The organism is Pseudomonas fluorescens, from assembly GCF_000730425.1.
Classification (GTDB): Bacteria; Pseudomonadota; Gammaproteobacteria; order Pseudomonadales; family Pseudomonadaceae; genus Aquipseudomonas; species Aquipseudomonas fluorescens_X.
Genome location: NZ_CP008896.1, coordinates 2,140,824 through 2,156,735 on the forward strand (window position 1 = coordinate 2,140,824; position 15,912 = coordinate 2,156,735).

General features: G+C 56.9%; 16 protein-coding genes. 13 read left to right on the plus strand and 3 right to left on the minus strand.

Going from position 1 to position 15,912, the window contains the following annotated elements:
- Positions 1-452: 452 nt before the first annotated feature.
- From arnB to HZ99_RS09325, 8 genes are read left to right on the plus strand one after another with little or no spacing between them, the layout of a single operon-like run.
- Entirely contained in the window at positions 453-1,601 is a 1,149-nt protein-coding gene (gene arnB / locus HZ99_RS09290; RefSeq protein WP_038442547.1) for a UDP-4-amino-4-deoxy-L-arabinose aminotransferase, read from the plus strand.
- A complete protein-coding gene (gene arnC / locus HZ99_RS09295; RefSeq protein ID WP_038442548.1) occupies positions 1,598-2,617 on the plus strand; it encodes an undecaprenyl-phosphate 4-deoxy-4-formamido-L-arabinose transferase in 1,020 nt (339 codons plus the stop codon). The genes arnB and arnC overlap by 4 nt, the downstream gene beginning before the upstream one ends.
- The gene (gene arnA, locus HZ99_RS09300; RefSeq protein WP_038442549.1) at positions 2,614-4,605 is read left to right on the plus strand and encodes a bifunctional UDP-4-amino-4-deoxy-L-arabinose formyltransferase/UDP-glucuronic acid oxidase ArnA; all 1,992 of its coding nucleotides are present in this window, start codon (positions 2,614-2,616) and stop codon (positions 4,603-4,605) included. Before arnC ends, arnA begins: the two co-directional genes overlap by 4 nt.
- Positions 4,605-5,489 (plus strand): 4-deoxy-4-formamido-L-arabinose-phosphoundecaprenol deformylase, encoded by an 885-nt coding sequence (gene arnD / locus HZ99_RS09305; protein ID WP_038442550.1) that lies wholly within the window; start codon positions 4,605-4,607, stop codon positions 5,487-5,489. The genes arnA and arnD overlap by 1 nt, the downstream gene beginning before the upstream one ends.
- Positions 5,486-7,135: a lipid IV(A) 4-amino-4-deoxy-L-arabinosyltransferase gene (gene arnT, locus HZ99_RS09310; RefSeq protein WP_038442551.1), complete on the plus strand. Its 1,650-nt coding sequence runs from the start codon at positions 5,486-5,488 to the stop codon at positions 7,133-7,135. Before arnD ends, arnT begins: the two co-directional genes overlap by 4 nt.
- A complete protein-coding gene (arnE, locus tag HZ99_RS09315) occupies positions 7,132-7,476 on the plus strand; it encodes a 4-amino-4-deoxy-L-arabinose-phosphoundecaprenol flippase subunit ArnE (RefSeq protein ID WP_038442552.1) in 345 nt (114 codons plus the stop codon). The genes arnT and arnE overlap by 4 nt, the downstream gene beginning before the upstream one ends.
- Positions 7,473-7,874, plus strand: a complete 402-nt coding sequence (gene arnF, locus HZ99_RS09320) for a 4-amino-4-deoxy-L-arabinose-phosphoundecaprenol flippase subunit ArnF (RefSeq protein WP_038442553.1) — start codon at positions 7,473-7,475, stop codon at positions 7,872-7,874. The genes arnE and arnF overlap by 4 nt, the downstream gene beginning before the upstream one ends.
- On the plus strand, positions 7,871-9,247 hold the full coding sequence (locus HZ99_RS09325; protein ID WP_038442554.1) for a UDP-glucose dehydrogenase family protein: 1,377 nt from the start codon (positions 7,871-7,873) through the stop codon (positions 9,245-9,247). Before arnF ends, HZ99_RS09325 begins: the two co-directional genes overlap by 4 nt.
- Positions 9,248-9,386: 139 nt before the next feature.
- Here the strand turns inward: HZ99_RS09325 and HZ99_RS09330 are convergent, their stop codons facing one another.
- Positions 9,387-10,067, minus strand: coding sequence for a class I SAM-dependent methyltransferase (locus HZ99_RS09330; protein ID WP_038442555.1), 681 nt, complete (start codon positions 10,065-10,067; stop codon positions 9,387-9,389).
- A 169-nt stretch (positions 10,068-10,236) separates the two neighbouring features.
- Entirely contained in the window at positions 10,237-10,542 is a 306-nt protein-coding gene (locus tag HZ99_RS09335) for a hypothetical protein (RefSeq protein ID WP_038442556.1), read from the minus strand.
- Positions 10,543-10,775: 233 nt separating this feature from the next.
- Between HZ99_RS09335 and HZ99_RS09340 the strand changes: the two genes are divergently transcribed.
- On the plus strand, positions 10,776-11,462 hold the full coding sequence (locus HZ99_RS09340) for a response regulator transcription factor (RefSeq protein WP_038442557.1): 687 nt from the start codon (positions 10,776-10,778) through the stop codon (positions 11,460-11,462).
- Positions 11,463-11,495: 33 nt separating this feature from the next.
- On the opposite strand, the gene HZ99_RS09345 is transcribed toward HZ99_RS09340, so the two are convergent.
- A complete protein-coding gene (locus HZ99_RS09345) occupies positions 11,496-12,179 on the minus strand; it encodes a histidine phosphatase family protein (protein WP_038442558.1) in 684 nt (227 codons plus the stop codon).
- A 262-nt stretch (positions 12,180-12,441) separates the two neighbouring features.
- Here HZ99_RS09345 and HZ99_RS09350 point away from each other — a divergent pair, with 262 nt between their 5' ends.
- The 4 genes from HZ99_RS09350 (at position 12,442) to HZ99_RS09365 (ending at position 15,821) form a co-directional block, all read left to right on the plus strand.
- Positions 12,442-13,206, plus strand: coding sequence for a membrane protein (locus HZ99_RS09350; RefSeq protein ID WP_038442559.1), 765 nt, complete (start codon positions 12,442-12,444; stop codon positions 13,204-13,206).
- Positions 13,207-13,234: 28 nt separating this feature from the next.
- Positions 13,235-13,672, plus strand: coding sequence for a hypothetical protein (locus HZ99_RS09355; RefSeq protein WP_038442560.1), 438 nt, complete (start codon positions 13,235-13,237; stop codon positions 13,670-13,672).
- A 95-nt stretch (positions 13,673-13,767) separates the two neighbouring features.
- Positions 13,768-14,433 (plus strand): response regulator, encoded by a 666-nt coding sequence (locus HZ99_RS09360; protein WP_038442561.1) that lies wholly within the window; start codon positions 13,768-13,770, stop codon positions 14,431-14,433.
- Positions 14,409-15,821 carry an ATP-binding protein gene (locus HZ99_RS09365; RefSeq protein WP_235205582.1) on the plus strand — a complete coding sequence of 471 codons (1,413 nt, stop codon included), beginning with the start codon at positions 14,409-14,411 and terminating at the stop codon, positions 15,819-15,821. The genes HZ99_RS09360 and HZ99_RS09365 overlap by 25 nt, the downstream gene beginning before the upstream one ends.
- Positions 15,822-15,912 lie beyond the last annotated feature (91 nt).

The window sequence follows — 15,912 nt, forward strand, 5'->3', positions numbered from 1 at the left end:
AAGATCGAAGATCCACCGACCGGCGCATTCTGGCAACTAATCGTATCGGCCGCTGGCCAATCATTTAAACGAAATGACTTCGAATAATAGAGGGTAACGAAAACCTGAATGACTTGAACGTAATACAAAACGACAACCATTCTGTAAGACGTTTCCCATTAAAGGCGTGAGAGAGAGACCAAAATTTTAATAGTGTCTGTCTGGTGCAGATAAACGATTTGCCGACCGGCTTTTTATACTTCTTTCACAATATCGCACTTAACCTCAATGAATACGGGCTGACCCGTTGCGAGCTCTCGCTTGCCTACCCCGGCACGAAAAATCTACTGGAGCGTTTGATCAAGTATTTCAGGTAACTGATTGATGCAGCTTTTCTCTTTTAGCGTCTACGCTGTCATTCAATCCATGTTTTTAGCCTCAAAGGCTATTCACTTTTCAGCCCCGAGGTGCCCATGAGTCAAGCGTTCCTTCCGTTCTCCCGCCCCAGCATCGGCGATGAGGAAATTGCCGCCGCAGAGCAAGTATTGCGCTCTGGCTGGATCACAACCGGGCCGAAAAACCAGCAACTCGAAGAACACTTCGCCAACTACGTGGGATGCCGTCATGCCGTGGCATTGTCCTCGGCCACCGGCGGGATGCACATCACGTTATTGGCATTGGGTATTGGTCCGGGCGACGAAGTCATCACGCCGTCCCAGACCTGGGTGTCCACCGCCAACATGATTTGCTTGTTGGGGGCGACGCCGGTATTCGTCGACGTGGATCGCGACACGTTGATGAGTGGCCTGTCGAGCATCGAAGCGGCGATCACGCCACGCACCAAAGCGATCATTCCGGTGCATTACGCCGGCGCCGCGTTTGATCTCGATCCGCTGTATGCATTGGCCGACAAACACGGCATCCCCGTCATCGAAGATGCCGCTCACGCCGCAGGCACCTTCTACAAAGGTCGTCATGTCGGCGCGAAAGGCACGGCGATCTTCTCGTTCCACGCGATCAAAAACATGACCTGCGCCGAGGGCGCCATGTTCGTCAGCGACGATGAAGCCCTGGCAAGTCGGGTGCGCATGCTCAAGTTTCACGGCCTCGGCGTCGACGCCTATGACCGCCTGACCCACGGCCGCAAACCTCAGGCTCAGGTGATCGAGCCGGGTTTCAAATACAACCTGGCCGACATCAATGCCGCTATCGCGCTGGTGCAACTGGAACGTCTGGACCAGATCAACGCCAAGCGCACCGAACTGGCCAGGCGCTATTTGCAGCGTCTGGAAGGCTCACCGGTGCAACCACTGGCCATTCCGCTTTACCCGCAACAGCACGCCTGGCACTTGTTCATCCTGCGCATCGACGCCGAGCGCTGTGGACTGGATCGCGAAGCCTTCATGAAAGCCTTGCAGGCGCAGAACATCGGCACCGGCATCCACTTCATCGCTACGCACCTGCACACCTACTACCGCCAGTGCTTCCCCAACATCCAATTGCCCAACACCGAATGGAACTCGGCACGGCTGTGCTCGATCCCGTTGTTCCCCGACATGACCAGCGATGACGTCGACCGTGTGGTCGGCGCCATTGAAAACGTTATGGACTCAAGCCTGTGAAACCTTACCCAATCCGTTGCGTGTCAATCGTCATCCCGGTCTACAACGAACAAGACAGCTTGCCCGAGTTGCTCAGGCGCACCGAAGCGGCGTGCCAGCAACTGCACTATGACTACGAAATTGTGCTGGTCGACGATGGCAGTCGGGACGAATCGGCGCAAATATTGGAACAGGCAGCATCGCTCAAAGGAAGCCCGGTGGTAGCGGTCATTCTCAATCGCAACTACGGCCAGCACGCGGCAATCATGGCCGGTTTCGAGCAGTGCAAAGGCGATGTCATCATCACCCTCGACGCCGATCTGCAAAACCCGCCCGAAGAGATCCCACGCCTGGTGGCCCAGGCCGAACTCGGCTATGACGTGGTCGCCACGGTGCGCAGCAACCGCCAGGATTCGGCCTTGCGTCGCTGGCCGTCAAAGCTGATCAACCTCGCCGTGCAGCGTTCCACCGGCGTCGCCATGAGTGATTACGGCTGCATGCTCCGCGCCTATCGTCGATCGATTGTCGACGCGATGCTCGCCTGCCGCGAACGCAGCACCTTCATCCCGATCCTCGCCAACAGCTTCGCCCGGCACACCACGGAAATCCTGGTGACCCACGCCGAACGCGAACACGGTGAATCGAAGTACAGCCCGATGCGCCTGGTCAACCTGATGTTCGACCTGATCACCTGCATGACCACCACGCCCCTGCGATTGCTGAGCATTGTCGGCTTCGCCATGGCGGCCCTCGGCGTGCTGTTTGCCATTGCGCTGATCGTTCTGCGTCTGGCCTTCGGCGCCCATTGGGCCGGCGACGGGACGTTCGTGCTGTTCGCCGTGTTGTTCATCTTCACTGGCGGGCAATTCATCGGCATGGGCCTGTTGGGTGAATACCTGGGGCGGATGTACAGCGACGTCCGTGCGCGCCCGCGGTTCTTTATCGAAAAAGTCCTGCGCAGCCAGCCCGCCACACCCGTTCCCGTGGTCACCGTTGACGGCCTCACTTCCTCTTCTTCCGATCAGGTTCTCTCATGAGTGCAAAAGCAGTTGTTTTCGCTTATCACGATATTGGCTGTGCCGGCATTGAAACCCTGCTCAGCTCGGGCTTCGACATCGCTGCGGTGTTTACCCACGCCGATGATCCTAAGGAAAACGCCTTTTACGGCTCCGTAGCGCAACAGTGTGCGCGCAACGGCATCCCGGTGCATGCCCCGGAAGACGTCAACCACCCGCTCTGGATCGAGCGCATCGCCAAGCTCAATCCGGATTACCTGTTCTCGTTCTACTACCGCCATCTGCTGAGCGAACCGCTGTTGGCCACGGCAGGCAAAGGCGCGTTCAACCTGCACGGTTCATTGCTGCCGCGCTATCGCGGTCGTGCGCCGGCCAATTGGGTGCTGGTCAACGGCGAAAGCGAAACCGGCGTGACCTTGCACCGCATGGTCAAGCGCGCCGATGCTGGTGCCATCCTCGCGCAGAAGAAGGTTGCAATCGAGTGCAGCGACACCGCGCTGAGCCTGCACGACAAACTGCGCGTGGCCGCTACCGACCTGTTGCGTGACACCTTGCCGGCGCTGCTCGCCGGCAAGGTCAGCGAGATCCCTCAGGACGAATCCAAGGCCACGACGTTCGGTCGCCGCACGCCCGCCGACGGTAAGCTGATCTGGCAGAAACCGGCAGAAGAACTGTTCAACCTGGTGCGCGCCGTCACCCAACCTTATCCCGGCGCGTTCTGCGCGGTGGGCGAGCACAAATTGATTGTCTGGAGCGCTGAAGTCGTCAAAGGCAACGAAGGCCAGGCACCGGGCCGGGTCATCAGTGTCGACCCGCTGCGCCTTGCCTGCGGCGAGGACTCGCTGGTGATCAGCGCCGGCCAGCGCAACGACAACGGCTTGTACCTGAGCGGGCCGCAACTGGCCGGCGAACTCGGTCTGGTGGACGGCTCCTTGCTGCGCGGTGCCGAATCCGGACGCACGCCACGCCACACGCGCGTGCTGATCCTCGGCGTCAACGGCTTCATCGGCAATCACTTGTCCGAGCGTTTGCTGCGCGATGACCGCTACGAGGTGTACGGCCTCGACATCGGCTCCGATGCGATCGAGCGTTTGCGCAGCCATCCGAATTTTCATTTTGTCGAAGGCGACATCAGCATCCACTCCGAGTGGATCGAGTACCACATCAAGAAGTGCGACGTGATCCTGCAGCTGGTGGCGATCGCCACGCCCATCGAATACACCCGCAACCCGCTGCGCGTGTTCGAGCTGGATTTCGAAGAGAACCTCAAGCTGGTTCGCTACTGCGTCAAATACAACAAGCGGGTGATTTTTCCGTCGACGTCGGAAGTCTATGGCATGTGCCAGGACGACAAGTTCGACGAGGACACGTCCAACCTCGTGGTCGGGCCGATCAACAAGCAACGCTGGATCTACTCGACCTCCAAGCAACTGCTCGACCGCGTGATCTGGGCCTACGGCCAGAAAGGCCTGAATTTCACCCTGTTCCGCCCCTTCAACTGGATGGGCCCGCGCCTGGACCGTCTGGATTCGGCACGCATCGGCAGTTCCCGGGCCATCACCCAGCTGATCCTCAACCTGGTGGAAGGCACGCCGATTCGTCTGTTCGACGGCGGTGAGCAAAAACGCTGCTTCACCGACATTGCCGACGGCGTCGAAGCGCTGGCGCGAATCATCGACAACGACAACGACGCGTGCAACGGCCAGATCATCAACATCGGCAACCCGGACAACGAAGCCAGCATTCGCCAGTTGGGCGAGGAACTGTTGCGGCAGTTCGAAGCGCACCCGCTGCGCCACAACTTCCCACCGTTCGCCGGGTTCCGCGATGTCGAAAGCAAGGCGTTCTACGGCACCGGGTATCAGGACGTGTCCCACCGTAAACCGAGCATCGCCAACGCCAAGCGTCTGCTGGACTGGACGCCGACCGTAGAGATGAGTGAAACCATCGGCAACACCCTGGATTTCTTCCTGCGTGAAGCCATGCTCGAAATCGCGGACAAACGTTGATGCAGGCAGGCCTTCGAATCGATGTCGACACCTACCGAGGCACCCGTGAGGGGGTGCCGAGGCTGCTGGAAATCCTCGATGAAGCGCAGGTCAAAGCGACGTTTTTCTTCAGTGTCGGGCCGGACAACATGGGCCGGCATTTGTGGCGCCTGATCCGCCCGCAGTTTCTCTGGAAGATGCTGCGCTCCAATGCCGCCGGCCTGTACGGCTGGGATATCTTGCTGGCCGGCACCGCGTGGCCGGGCAAGCCGATTGGCCGCAACCTTGGACATTTGATGCGTCAAACCCTGGCGGCCGGTCATGAAGTCGGTCTGCACGCCTGGGATCACCATGGCTGGCAGGCCAATGTCGGACACTGGAGCGACGCGCAGCTGGTGGAACAGATTCGTCAGGGCGTGGACGAACTCAGCGACATCCTTGGGCAACCCGTCGAGTGCTCGGCGGCCGCCGGTTGGCGGGCGGACGAGAGCGTGATCGAGGCCAAGCAAGGATTCAACTTTCGCTACAACAGCGACTGCCGGGGCCAGAGCCTGTTTCAGCCGACCCTGGCCGGTGGCGGCCTCGGAGCGCCGCAGATCCCGGTGGACCTGCCCACCTTTGATGAGGTGGTCGGCCCCACCGTGGCGGCCAAGGACTTCAACGCCTTCATTCTTGATCGCTTCCACCCCGAAAAACTCAACGTCTACACCATCCATGCCGAAGTAGAAGGGATTCTGATGGCCAACGATTTTCGTCAACTGCTGGCCGATGCGCGCCCGCGAAACATCCGTTTTCAACCTTTGGGCAATCTGCTGCCCGAGGCGCCCGGCACCCTGCCGACCGGTCGCGTGCTGCGTGGCACGCTTGAAGGTCGCGAAGGCTGGCTGGGAGTGCAAGGCGTATGAGCAAGCCCTGGGCATTGCCGCTGTTGCTGGGGATTTTTCTGTTGGCTTACCTGCTGCCATTAGGCAGTCATGGCTTATGGATTCCCGACGAAACCCGCTACGCCCAGATCAGCCAGGACATGCTGCTGAGTGGCAACTGGGTGTCGCCGCATTTCATGAGCCTTCGCTATTTCGAAAAACCGGTGGCCGGTTACTGGATGATCGCCGCCAGTCAGGCGTTGTTTGGCCAGAACCTGTTCGGCGTGCGCTTCGTTTCGGCCCTGAGCACCGGGCTCAGCGTATTGCTGTGTTACCTGATCGCTCGCCGGCTCTGGAACGAACCGCGCAAGAGTTTTGCCTGTGCGCTGCTGTACATGAGCCTCACCGTAGTCGCCGGCGCCGCGGGCTACGCCAACCTCGATCCGCAATTCACCTTTTGGGTCAACCTGAGTCTGGTGGCGTTGTGGTTTTCCCTGGACAGCGTCAGCCGTGGCCAGCGCCTGTTCGGTTGGGCGTTGCTGGGCCTAGCGTGTGGCATGGGGTTCATGACCAAGGGTTTTCTCGCCTGGCTGCTGCCGGTTCTGATCGCCCTGCCCTGGATGGTCTGGCAGAAACGCTGGCGCGAGCTGCTGATCTACGGTCCGTTGGCGATTGTCGTGGCCATCGCCGTGAGCCTGCCCTGGGTCTTGGCGGTGCATGTGCAGGAACCGGATTACTGGCGATTTTTCTTCTGGCACGAACACATTCGCCGCTTTGCCGGGGACGACGCGCAGCACGACGCTCCATGGTGGTACTACCTGCCGTTGCTGGTCGCGTTCAGTCTGCCGTGGGCCGCGTTGTTGCCGTCGGCGCTGAAGCAGGCGTGGCAAACACGTCGTCAGGCCAGCATCGGCTTTCTGCTGTTGTGGTTGCTGATGCCGCTGCTATTTTTCAGCCTGAGCAAAGGCAAACTGCCGAGCTACATCCTGCCGTGCCTGTTGCCAATGGCCTTGTTGTTGGGCAACGCACTGGCGGATCGCTTGCGGCTGGAGCAAGGCCGGGTGCTGGGCATCAATGGCTTGCTCAACCTGCTCCTGGGCCTGATCACCCTGCTTGCGCTGGTCTACCTACAACTGAAAAAACCGCTGTACGACCATGAGCCACACAACCTGGTGCTGATGTTCATCGGTTTGATCGGCTGGATCATGGCCAACCTGCTACAAGCCTTCAGGCCTTTGCGATGCTGGGCGGCGCCGGCGTTTGGCAGCCTGTTGCTGATCGGGCTGCTGCCAGCCGGATTGCCCAAGTCCGTGGTCGCTAACAAGATGCCTGATCAGTTTGTCCTTGAACACGCCGCGGAACTCGGCCAGACCGCCCACTTGCTGAGCAACGATCTGGGCGCTGCGTCGGCCCTGGCCTGGCGCCTGAAACGCCCGGACGTGGCGTTGTACAACACGATAGGCGAGCTGAAATATGGCCTCGCTTACCCTGACGGAATACAGCAGCGGGTCGACCCGAACCAGGTGCAACAGTGGATGCGCGAGGCCCGCCAAAGCGGCTCGGTCGGCGTGGTCATGCGCGTCAAGGGTGACGACGAACTGCAAGAAATCGAACGACTACCCAAGGATGGCAAACGCTATGAACAAGGCAATCTGGTCATTCTGATTATCCCTCAGGGGGCGTCATGAGCCTGTTGCTGCTTTTGGTCGCCTGCCTGCTGACTTGCCTGGGCCAGATTGCCCAGAAGTACGCCGTGGAAAGCTGGCGCGGCAAGGCGTCGGGCTGGGGCGAAAAACTGCGCTCACTGTGGTTATGGCTGGCAATCGCCGCGTTGGGCGCGGGTTTGCTGGTGTGGCTACTGGTGCTGCAGCGTCTTGAAGTCGGCGTCGCGTACCCGATGCTGAGCCTGAATTTCGTGCTGATCACCCTGGTCGCTCGTTTTGTTTTCCACGAAAGCATCGACCGTCGCCACTGGCTGGGCGTGGCATTGGTCATCAGTGGCGTGGCGCTGCTGGGGCAACACACATGAACCTGCGCCGTGGCCTGACCTTCGCCCTCGGCAGTGTGCTGCTGGGCAGCGCCGCGCAGTTGAGCATGCGCTGGAGCATGACGCGCCTGCCGCCACCCGAACACTGGCTGACCGCCCCGATTGATCCGACCGCTGTGGTCGTGGTGCTGGCCGCCATTCTCGCTTATGCCCTGTCGATGCTCTGCTGGCTCGCCGCCCTGCGCGATGTGCCGCTGGGCCGGGCTTATGCGCTGCTGAGCATCAGCTATGCACTGGTGTACCTAATCGCCGCCGCGCTACCGGTGTTCAACGAAGGATTCAGTCTCTCTAAAAGTCTGGGGGTGGCCCTGGTCATCCTCGGCGTCATCACCATCCACTCTCGACCTGCTCACGCGCCCGAACTCAGGAGTGCACCATGAAAATCAGCGTATTCGGAAGCGGCTATGTCGGCCTCGTCCAGGCAACCGTCCTGGCAGAGGTCGGTCATGATGTCGTCTGCATGGACATCGACTACGAAAAAGTGAAAGCCCTTAATCTAGGGCAAGTAAGCATCTTTGAACCTGGCCTGGCTGAATTGGTCAAGGACAATCTGGATAACGGACGGCTACGCTTCACCTGCGAAGAAAAGCTTGCCGTGGAGCATGGTCAGGTTTTGTTTATTGCCGTGGGCACGCCGTCCCAGGAAGACGGCTCAGCCGATTTGAGCAGTGTCTTTTCGGTGGGCGAAGCCATCGCCCGGCACCGCAGTGAGCCAATCATTATCGTTGAGAAATCCACTGTGCCAGTAGGCACGGGTGATGCCCTGCGTGATCGGATTATCGAGGCCCTTCGACGCTACGACCAAACACTGAATTTCGATATCGTCTCCAATCCAGAGTTTCTCAAGGAAGGCTCGGCCGTCGCCGATTGCCGGCGTCCAGACCGGATCATCATCGGCTGCGAGCGCGATGAAGTGCGCGACGTCATGCGCGAGCTTTATGCGCCGTTCAATCGCAACCATGACCGCATCATGTTCATGGACCTGCGCAGCGCCGAGCTGACCAAGTACGCTGCCAACTGCATGCTGGCGACCAAGATCAGCTTCATCAACCAGATCGCCGAATTGGCTGAGCATTTGGGCGCCGACATCGAATCGGTGCGCTTGGGCATCGGTGCCGACTCGCGTATCGGCTACGACTTTATTTATGCCGGTTGCGGTTATGGCGGCTCGTGCTTCCCCAAGGACATGCGCGCCCTGATCCACAGCGCACAACAAGCTCAATGCTCCAATGATCTACTGCAGGCAGTGGAAGCCATCAACCAGCGGCAGAAACACAAGTTGTTCGAACGCATCAACGCGTTCTACAAAGGTGATCTGCGTGGCAGGACCTTTGCCGTGTGGGGCCTGGCGTTCAAACCCAACACCGATGACATGCGAGATGCCCCCAGCCGGGTGCTCATGGAAGCGCTGTGGGAAGTAGGCGCACATGTCCGGGCATTCGATCCTGAGGCGATGCAGCAGACTCAATCGTTGTATCAGGACCAACCCAAGCTGAGTCTGATGGGCACACCGGAAGCAACGCTCAGTGGTGCCGATGCGCTGATCATTTGCACCGAGTGGCAGCAGTTCAAAGCGCCGGATTTCGATCTGATCCACAAACGGCTCAAAGCCCCTGTGATCTTTGACGGCCGCAACCTGTACGACGCAGAACGTCTGGCACACCGGGGTTTTCAGTACTTCCCGATAGGGCGAGGCGATTCGTGCAGGTTGCCCATCCCACACCAAAAGTGGAATGCCAGAGTCGCGCTCTGATTCCTGAAACCCGGGGCTAGTGTTACGTGGTGCAACGTTCACGGCACCGGGTTCATCAGGCAAAGTCGAGGGGATTCACGGAGGATTTGTATAGCCGGCTCGAATCCCTGAAGACAGCTCTGGACACCTTGCTCAGAGTTTAAATCTTGCGCAAAACGTAGACACGCCACATGGCATAAAACGGGATAAAGTCAGACTTGCTATCTATCACGAATCCGGCTTGCTTGAATTCAGCTTCTGCGACGGATCGAGGAATAACAAACCTGTTCTGGTATTCACTCTGCTCGCCTTTGGCTTTACGCCGTTTTTCCTGACGCTTTCGCTTCCATGACTTGAAGTTACCATCTACCCACATCGATAGGATGACGGTGTCTCGCGTCACCCGATGAAACTCTCGCAGCATCGTCAATCGATGCGCGGATTCACCGATATGATGAATCAATCGCATGCTGAAAATACTGTCCACCGAATTATCAGGTAGATCAATGGAGAACGCTGAAGTCTCGAGAGACTTCACACGCTTGACGATATCGGCAGGTTGATTCTCCAGTGCGGTTTTAATCATATCCGGCGAATTGTCTGCGCCAATGATGATTCGATTAGAGTTTTCTGCAAGCAAAGGCCAGAACCGCCCCGCACCGCATGGAAGGTCGAGAACCAGTCCGGGGTCTCCCGCCTCGTGTAACGCATGGCGCGCCATCTGTACGTCCCGATAATGGGACAATTTCCGCGACAGACCATCCTGATGCTTCAGGAAGTATTGTTCTGCGTGATCTTTATCGTATTTTTCGGAAAATTTAAGTTTGACAGGGGCGCTCATTGGCGATCTCCATTGGCCAGGATCGTAGGGTAAACATCCGCCTGTCGCTGAAAGGTCAACCTGATGTGAATTTTCTGTAGTACCGTCCTTTCAAGCCCGCCAAACGATCCACCGCCTAGCCTTTTTTGCAATGTCCAAGCTCAGAAGCGTACTGGACTTATCCGTCCTGTCAGTATCGATTTTTAACGTAGCGCTGAACTAACCCCATGCCAGCAATCGGCAAACCTACCCCTGTAATACAAAGGCTCCAGACCAGGCCTTCGATACCAAAAGCAATCAATGCCCCACCAATGAAAGTCGCGGGCAAAACCGGGAATAACAGAACACAAATCATGAATGCGTGGGCCCCCAGGAGACTTTTCAGTCGGCCCTTGGCATTGAAAATGCAGACCATCCAAAACAACACCCAAAATGCAATGGTCGTCAAATAAAGGGCTAGATGAAGCAAATCCCCCACCATTCCGTAGCCATGCATACCGTGCCTCCTTTCTGCAATTGAGCTTTTTTACCCTGATCGTCTCAGCGTAGGCGACTCAGCTACAAAGCGGCCAGCCGCCCAACGAACAAATGCACGAAAAGTTTATTCTAATCATTCATGTGGCGCCGTCAAAACGCGGCAGAATACAAGATAGAGGAGATGGAACGTTTGCCCTTCCTCCATGATCATCAGAGTGCGGTTAACTTGATTAGAAGCATAAAGGCTATGCAATGAACATTTTGATTATTGAGGACAATCGGGACATTCACGACAATCTGATGGATTTTTTCACGCTGAAGGGGCACACCGTCGAGGGAGCACTTGATGGACTGAGCGGGCTTCATCTAGCCGCCTCGAAAGACTTCGACGCGATTGTTCTGGATGTCATGATCCCTGGCATCGATGGTAACCAGATTTGCCAAAGCTTGCGTCAGAATTCCAAATCCGACGTTGCCATTGTGATGTTGAGTGCGCGAGACCAACTGGAAGATCGATTGACCGGTTTCAAGGTCGGCGCTGATGATTACGTCACCAAGCCATTTGCCATGTCTGAAATTCTTGCCAGGATCGAAGCCGTAGTATCGCGTCGTGTTGGTTACATGAATCGGGTTCTGGTTGTAGCCGATCTCCAGTTTGATTTAGACACATTGGAAATTTCTCGCGCCGGGATCCCCCTCAAGGTGAATCCTACCTGTATGAAACTGCTGGAAACCCTCATGCGCAGAAGCCCGCATGTTGTTAAACGGACGGAACTCGAAGATCTCATTTGGGGGCGACATCCTACTAGCAGCGACAGCCTTCGCAGTAATATCCACATGTTGAGACGTGCGTTGGATAAAGCATTTGATGAACCACTGCTGCACACCGTACATGGAATTGGGTACAAACTCTGCACTCAGAACGGTTCTTACTTATAGCCCCCGACGTCGAACACCGTGAAGGTACGTTGATCAATTTGAATGAGCGTCAGCCAGTGCTTTCCACTGTGCGGCATTCAATGATCCGAGAATCCTGGGTTCGTGACTGCCGTCCACCTGAACAAATATGGTTTGCATGTAAACGCTGGAGCGCTGTCCCGCACGTACCCCCATCAGGCGCTCGAAATGATCGATACAACCGCTGTGGGTGATCAAGATCAGATTCTCATTGCGGCTTTTATGAGTTAACACGGCATCTTTGAATCCATCATCGCACTCAGCCACCCAGTCCTGAGTTGGCACGGCCCGGCCCGATATCAGATCAGCAGTCTGCCGGGTACGAGTCGAAGGACTGGCGATTATCCGGACTTTTTCGAGACCTAATTGTCGTATACCTGTGCCGACTGCTATCGCAGCATTACTGCCATTGACGGTAATGCCTTCGGCGTCGCCCAGACAAGGATTCGCCGATCGATCGCATCGTTCGGCGTGCCTGACCAGGGCCACAACGGAACCTTGCCTCCACTGCTCTTTCAGCCCTGACTTTATCAAGTTGTTGCCCACGCCCAGATCCATCACAGGCGTCGCCGTCGAAAACCATACAAGCACCGCGCCGAGCACAAGAGTGATGATCAACGCGAGATATTTTCCGCGTAATCGCAGAGTGTGCGGGACCAATCTTGAAATTAACGAGCCATTGATATGGGTGTAGGGCATACATCGAACCTGCAGCATCAGGACTCTGGTGCCAGCCAGGGTTACCCCTTAGAACTTCACCATGCCATTAACGCCAAGATAAATGCGCCGCTGTGCGGGAGCGGTGAAAGCGATGTGAAAAAACAGTAAACCCGGAAGTTCATTGACCCAGTCGGTTACGCTCTCACCCTGCCGATTTGCCTCCCCTCAGGCTCAGCTAAGTTTCGTTACGTAGCTTCTCTCCTGCGCACATTCCGCGCTGCTCAGGAGAGGCTACCCGACTATGAAATACGCAATTGCCGGCTGGCTCAACAAGGTGCCCGAAGTGACTCTGTCATTCTGGGTGATCAAGATCTTGTCAACGACCGTAGGTGAAACAGGCGCTGACTTTCTTGCCGTCGATGCCGGCTTCGGCGCGGGCCCGACCAGTATCGGCATGGCGGTTTTACTGGCCATAGCGATGTTCTACCAATTGCGCACCAAAGCCTGCACACCCTGGATTTACTGGCTGACCGTCGTATTGGTGAGCATCGTCGGGACACAAATCACCGATATTTTGACCGACGTACTGGACGTCAGTCTATACACCAGCACGGCAGTATTTTCCGCCTTGTTGGCGATTAACTTCCTAGTCTGGTACCGGACCGAACACAACGTATCGATCCGGGAAATTATCACGCTGCGGCGAGAGTCGTTTTATTGGGCCACGGTTCTCTGCACCTTTGCCCTCGGTACCGCCGCCGGCGACCTAGCTACCGAAGCCTTGGGTCTGGGTTTCACCCTCGGTGCCGTGATCTTCGGAGCGCTGATTGCTGCCACCCTGGTGGCCTGGCGCATGGGCAGCAATAGGGTCCTGACGTTCTGGATCGCCTACATCCTGACCCGCCCGTTCGGCGCCTCCCTCGGCGACTTGCTGACACAAGCCAAAACCTACGGTGGTCTCGGAATGGGTGCCACCTGGACCAGCACAATCTTCCTGTGCGTCATTGTCATTCTGGTTGCGGTCGCGCAAATCAACGTCGGCAATCGCAAAACAGTTACTCAGTAAACGTCAAAAAGTCATTTAAGGAATCGTCATGAGCCAGATTCAAAACATCATTCGCCACGTTGCCATCGTCTCGTCCATTTTTTTGCTCAGCGTCGTCGCCGGTTGTTCGAAACCTGCCGACAAACCCAATGCAGGCACAACCTCAAGTTCGCTGAGCACTCAATCCCGGTCGAATTCAAAATTGGGCGATCTGTCCGAGTTCCGCAACATAGCCGCCGACGTTGCCGTGCTCGTCGACAAAAATGATCTGCCCGGTGCGAAGGTCCGTATCAAGGATCTGGAAACCGCTTGGGACTCGGCCGAAGCCGGGATCAAACCTCGCGCCGCCAGCGACTGGCATGTGGTGGACAAGTCGATCGACCGCGCACTCGATGCCCTGCGCGCTAGTAACCCGCAACAGAACGACTGCAAGGCTATGATGGATGAGCTGTTGAAGGCCTTCGATTCGATGAAGGGCAAATCCTGATCCCGAAGGTGATCCCACAGCTGGCAAACATTTGTACAGGTGCTTCAATACTGGCGTGACGGTCATGACGGTCGCGCTTTTTTCCGGAGCGGCAAATGCGCATATTGCTGGTTGAAGACGACCCGATGATTGGCGATGCGATCCAGGGTGCCCTGAGCGATGCGAGTTATGCCACTGACAGGGTGAAAAACGGTCTCACCGCTCTTGCAACGCTGGACACCCAACACTATGACCTGGTGCTACTGGATCTTGGGTTGCCCGGGAAGGATGGGCTGGATGTACTCGACAGCATTCGCAGGAGCAACAACCCGGTGCCATTGCTGATCATCACCGCACGGGACGACCTAGGTGATCGCCTGCGCGGCCTTGACGGCGGCGCTGACGACTACCTGCTCAAACCGTTCGATATGGCGGAGCTGTTGGCCCGTATGCGAGCCGTGCTTCGTCGTAAAGGTGGCACGGCCCTGTCCGTGCTGGACAATGGCGTAGTGTCGCTGGACTTGATCTCCAAACAAGCCACCACCTTAGAAAATCGCGACATCCAATTATCCAGTCGCGAGTTCGCCCTGTTGCAGGCATTAATGATTCGGCCAGGCGCAATTCTCTCGCGTAGTGAACTCGAAGACCGCCTCTATGGTTGGGGCAATGAAGTGGAAAGCAACGCGGTGGAATTTTTGATCCACTCACTGCGGCGCAAGCTGGGTAGCCATGTCATCAAGAACGTCAGGGGTATGGGATGGATGGTTTCAAAAAGCGTTTGAGGGACTCGGTACAACTACGCCTGTCCGTGACGCTATCGCTGGCCATCCTGATCGTTGCGGTGCTGGCCGGGATTTTTGCGTTTGTCTCTGCGTTCGACGAGGCCCACGAAATGCAGGACGATACCTTGCGTCAGGTGGCCGTCTTATTTGATCGGCAGCAGATGTCCCTACACTATCCCGCATCCCAAGAAGTCGATGGCGACAATGAAGAGTCCAGGGTCATCGTGCAATACCTGGCCGATGGCAGCAAAGCTATCGGCAACGATGACGCCTTGATACCACTGCCCTTCCCCACCACGCTTGCCGATGGCCTCTCGACTTTGAATGTCACCGGCGAAGACTTTCGCGTGCTGGTCAGAACCACAGCCCGCGGTGAACGCATCGTCGTCGCTCAAGAAACCGGAGTGCGCGACAAAGAGGCCCGCGAGAGCGCCTGGCGAAGTTTGCTGCCGTTTCTCATTCTGTTTCCGGTGCTATTGCTGGTGGTGGGCGACCTGGTGCGCAAACTGTTCCGTCCGATTGCCGCCCTTTCGGCTGACATCGATCGACGCGATGAACAGGCACTGCACCCTATCGACGAGCGCCATCTGCCGACCGAGATTCGGCCTTTCGTCGTGGCTATCAATCGCTTGCTCGCGCGTGTCGCGCAGTCCATGGAAAACCAGCGTCGTTTCGTCGCTGATGCTGCCCACGAGCTGCGTTCACCCATGACGGCACTTTCCCTGCAAGCTGAGCGACTGGCCGCCACTGAGATGCCGGGGCCGGCCCGTGAGCGCCTGTTGCCGTTGTCACAGGGGATAGAGCGCGGTAGAAATCTGATCGATCAACTGCTGACCCTGGCTGCCGCACAATCGAGCTCCAATCGACCACAGACAGCCGTTTCAGTCCATGAAATCTATCGACGTGTATTGGAGGATTTATTGCCGTTGGCTGAACGCAAACACATCGATATTGGTGTTGAGAGTATCGAGGACGTGCATGTCTTCATCAACGAGATGGACCTGTTAATCCTGATCAAAAATTTGGTGGACAACGCGATCCGTTATACCGCGCATGGCGGACGGATAGACCTTGCGGTGGAGCAGGTGCAAGAGACTGCAATCCTACAGATCAAAGACTCAGGCCCAGGCATCTCTTTAGAGGAACACACGCGGGTGTTCGATCCATTTTATCGCAGCCTGGGGACCGATGCAGCAGGCTCAGGGCTGGGCCTGTCTATCGTCAAGGCAATAGCAGACCGCACAGGGATGCGCGTTTTATTGAGTTTCTCGGACGAGACGAAGAAGAGCGGTTTATGTGTTTCGGTACGGTTGAAACAGGCAAGTGCTGTAGCACCCGCGGGGGGCTGTTTTTCAGTCTCTCCACTCAAAAAACCACCGAAACAATGACTACTTATTTTTGACTTTTTTACCAAATCAGGTTTTATAGTCACGCAGATTTTGCATGAACAAATAAGCGAAAACCAGTTACAGGCTCAAT

Bases quoted from the DNA above. Each gene is read 5' to 3' on its own strand.
- HZ99_RS09365 (WP_235205582.1), top strand. From the start codon at position 14,409: ATGGATGGTTTCAAAAAGCGTTTGAGGGACTCGGTACAACTACGCCTG.
- arnA (WP_038442549.1), top strand. From the start codon at position 2,614: ATGAGTGCAAAAGCAGTTGTTTTCGCTTATCACGATATTGGCTGTGCC.
- arnT (WP_038442551.1), top strand. From the start codon at position 5,486: ATGAGCAAGCCCTGGGCATTGCCGCTGTTGCTGGGGATTTTTCTGTTG.
- arnF (WP_038442553.1), top strand. From the start codon at position 7,473: ATGAACCTGCGCCGTGGCCTGACCTTCGCCCTCGGCAGTGTGCTGCTG.
- HZ99_RS09350 (WP_038442559.1), top strand. From the start codon at position 12,442: ATGAAATACGCAATTGCCGGCTGGCTCAACAAGGTGCCCGAAGTGACT.
- HZ99_RS09325 (WP_038442554.1), top strand. From the start codon at position 7,871: ATGAAAATCAGCGTATTCGGAAGCGGCTATGTCGGCCTCGTCCAGGCA.
- HZ99_RS09330 (WP_038442555.1), bottom strand. From the start codon at position 10,067: ATGAGCGCCCCTGTCAAACTTAAATTTTCCGAAAAATACGATAAAGAT.
- HZ99_RS09345 (WP_038442558.1), bottom strand. From the start codon at position 12,179: ATGCCCTACACCCATATCAATGGCTCGTTAATTTCAAGATTGGTCCCG.
- arnB (WP_038442547.1), top strand. From the start codon at position 453: ATGAGTCAAGCGTTCCTTCCGTTCTCCCGCCCCAGCATCGGCGATGAG.
- HZ99_RS09360 (WP_038442561.1), top strand. From the start codon at position 13,768: ATGCGCATATTGCTGGTTGAAGACGACCCGATGATTGGCGATGCGATC.
- arnE (WP_038442552.1), top strand. From the start codon at position 7,132: ATGAGCCTGTTGCTGCTTTTGGTCGCCTGCCTGCTGACTTGCCTGGGC.
- HZ99_RS09355 (WP_038442560.1), top strand. From the start codon at position 13,235: ATGAGCCAGATTCAAAACATCATTCGCCACGTTGCCATCGTCTCGTCC.
- arnD (WP_038442550.1), top strand. From the start codon at position 4,605: ATGCAGGCAGGCCTTCGAATCGATGTCGACACCTACCGAGGCACCCGT.
- HZ99_RS09340 (WP_038442557.1), top strand. From the start codon at position 10,776: ATGAACATTTTGATTATTGAGGACAATCGGGACATTCACGACAATCTG.
- HZ99_RS09335 (WP_038442556.1), bottom strand. From the start codon at position 10,542: ATGCATGGCTACGGAATGGTGGGGGATTTGCTTCATCTAGCCCTTTAT.